At 53.5% G+C, this 2,913-nt stretch carries 1 rRNA gene; it reads right to left on the bottom strand.

Going from position 1 to position 2,913, the window contains the following annotated elements:
- Positions 1 to 3: 3 nt before the first annotated feature.
- Positions 4 to 2,890: ribosomal RNA gene (locus ACQ4M4_RS28645) — 23S ribosomal RNA — on the bottom strand.
- Between the last annotated feature and the right edge of the window lie 23 nt (positions 2,891 to 2,913).

Genomic DNA, 2,913 nt, shown 5'->3' on the forward strand with positions numbered 1-2,913 from the left:
TGTGAGGTCAAGCCCTCGGTCTGTTAGTACTGCTCGACTTCATGTGTTGCCACACTTCCATCTACAGCCTATCAACGGGTGTTCTGCCCGTGACCTTACTGGGTTAACCCCATGGCAGCACTCATCTTGAGGTGGGCTTCCCACTTAGATGCTTTCAGCGGTTATCCACTCCGCACTTGGCTACCCTGCGTTTGCCGTTGGCACGACAACAGGCACACCAGCGGTGCGTTCCTCCCGGTCCTCTCGTACTAAGGAGGAATCCTCTCAATGCTCCTACGCCTGCACCGGATATGGACCGAACTGTCTCACGACGTTCTGAACCCAGCTCACGTACCGCTTTAATGGGCGAACAGCCCAACCCTTGGGACGTACTACCGCCCCAGGTTGCGATGAGCCGACATCGAGGTGCCAAACCTCCCCGTCGATGTGAACTCTTGGGGGAGATCAGCCTGTTATCCCTAGAGTAACTTTTATCCGTTGAGCGACGGCCCTTCCACTCAGAACCGTCGGATCACTAAGGCCGACTTTCGTCCCTGCTCGACTTGTCAGTCTCGCAGTCAAGCTCCCTTATGCCTTTACACTCTTCGGCTGATTTCCAACCAGCCTGAGGGAACCTTTGCGCGCCTCCGTTACCTTTTAGGAGGCGACCGCCCCAGTCAAACTGCCCACCTGATACCGTCCCTCTCCCGGATAACGGGCAGAGGTTAGAATTCTAGCCTTGACAGAGTGGTATCTCACCGTTGACTCCACAACCCCCACAAGGATTGCTTCTTAGTCTCCCACCTATCCTGCGCAGTCAAAGCCCGAACCCAATACCAGGCTACAGTAAAGCTTCATAGGGTCTTTCTGTCCAGGTGCAGGTAGTCCGTATCTTCACAGACAATCCTATTTCGCCGAGCCTCTCTCCGAGACAGCTCCCAGATCGTTACGCCTTTCGTGCGGGTCGGAACTTACCCGACAAGGAATTTCGCTACCTTAGGACCGTTATAGTTACGGCCGCCGTTCACCGGGGCTTCAGTCGCCAGCTTCAGCTCAAAAGAGCCTGACCGACTTCCTTAACCTTCCGGCACTGGGCAGGCGTCAGCCCCCATACATCGTCTTTCGACTTAGCGGAGACCTGTGTTTTTGGTAAACAGTCGCCTGGGACTCTTCACTGCGACCACCTCTCGGTGGCACCCCTTCTCCCGAAGTTACGGGGCCATTTTGCCGAGTTCCTTAGAGAGAGTTATCTCGCGCCCCTTAGTATCCTCAACTTTTCCACCTGTGTCGGTTTAGAGTACGGGCAATCTAGAGTTAACGTGGTTAGAGCTTTTCTTGGAAGCTTGACATCAGTCACTTCGAGTCCGTAGACCCTCGTACTCACACCTCAGCTCAAGACGTTTTCGCCGTCTCTCATCACCTCGGATGCTTAAACCGCTAACCAACTTGCGGCTGACTTAGCCTTCTCCGTCCCTCTGCACAACTCTAAATCGGTACGGGAATGTTGACCCGTTGTCCATCGACTACGCGTTTCCGCCTCGCCTTAGGTCCCGACTAACCCTCCGTGGACGAGCCTTGCGGAGGAACCCTTAGAATTTCGGGGCATTGGATTCTCACCAATGTTTGCGCTACTCAAGCCGACATTCTCACTTCCGTTTCGTCCACACCTGCTTTCGCTAATGCTTCTCACTACTACGGAACGCTCCCCTACCGATACATCGATAGATATATCCCACAGCTTCGGTACACGACTTAGCCCCGTTCATTTTCGGCGCAGGAGCGCTTGACCAGTGAGCTATTACGCACTCTTTTAAGGATGGCTGCTTCTAGGCAAACCTCCTGGTTGTCTATGCACTCCCACCTCCTTTATCACTTAGTCGTGATTTGGGGACCTTAGCTGGTGGTCTGGGCTGTTTCCCTCTTGACGATGAAGCTTATCCCCCACCGTCTCACTGGTAGAGTGTACACGGGGTATTCAGAGTTTGACTCGATTTGGTACCGCTTTCGCAGCCCGCACCGAATCAGTGCTTTACCCCCCCGCTATAATCTCTACCGCTGCGCCTCAACACATTTCGGGGAGAACCAGCTAGCTCCGGGTTCGATTGGCATTTCACCCCTAACCACACCTCATCCGCTGATTTTTCAACATCAGTCGGTTCGGACCTCCACTTGGTGTTACCCAAGCTTCATCCTGGACATGGTTAGATCACCCGGGTTCGGGTCTATAAATACTGACTATCGCCCTATTCAGACTCGCTTTCGCTTTGGCTCCGGCATCCTCGCCTTAACCTGCCAGTACCTATAAGTCGCCGGCTCATTCTTCAACAGGCACACCGTCACCCGTTTAATCGGGCTTCGATTGCTTGTAAGCTGATGGTTTCATGTTCTATTTCACTCCCCTCCCGGGGTTCTTTTCACCTTTCCCTCGCGGTACTGGTTCACTATCGGTCACACAGGAGTATTTAGCCTTTCGAGGTGGTCCTCGATGATTCACACGGGATTCCACGTGCCCCATGCTACTCGGGATTCAGCTAGTATCCGTTAACTTTCGACTACAGGACTCTCACCTCCTCTGGTGCACCTCTCAAGTGCTTCGTCTAGTCTCTAGATTCCATATCGCTGTCCCACAACCCCAGAATGCATGCACTCTGGTTTAGGCTCTTCCCGCTTCGCTCGCCGCTACTAGGGGAATCGAGTTTTCTTTCTCTTCCTTCAGCTACTAAGATGTTTCAGTTCGCTGAGTTCGCTCGCACCTGCCTATAGATTCAGCAGGCCGTATTTAGGGTTGCCCCATTCGGAAATCCACGGATCAATGTCTGCTTCCAACTCCCCGTGGCGTATCGCCGGTAACCGCGTCCTTCTTCGCCTCTGTGTGCCTAGGTATCCACCATCAGCCCTTTGTAGCTTGACCACTTCTTCAGTGTTCATTGGTGT

Origin of the sequence: Leptolyngbya sp. AN02str (genome assembly GCF_050565595.1) — a bacterium.
In the GTDB taxonomy this organism is placed as follows: Bacteria; Cyanobacteriota; Cyanobacteriia; order Elainellales; family Elainellaceae; genus Kaiparowitsia.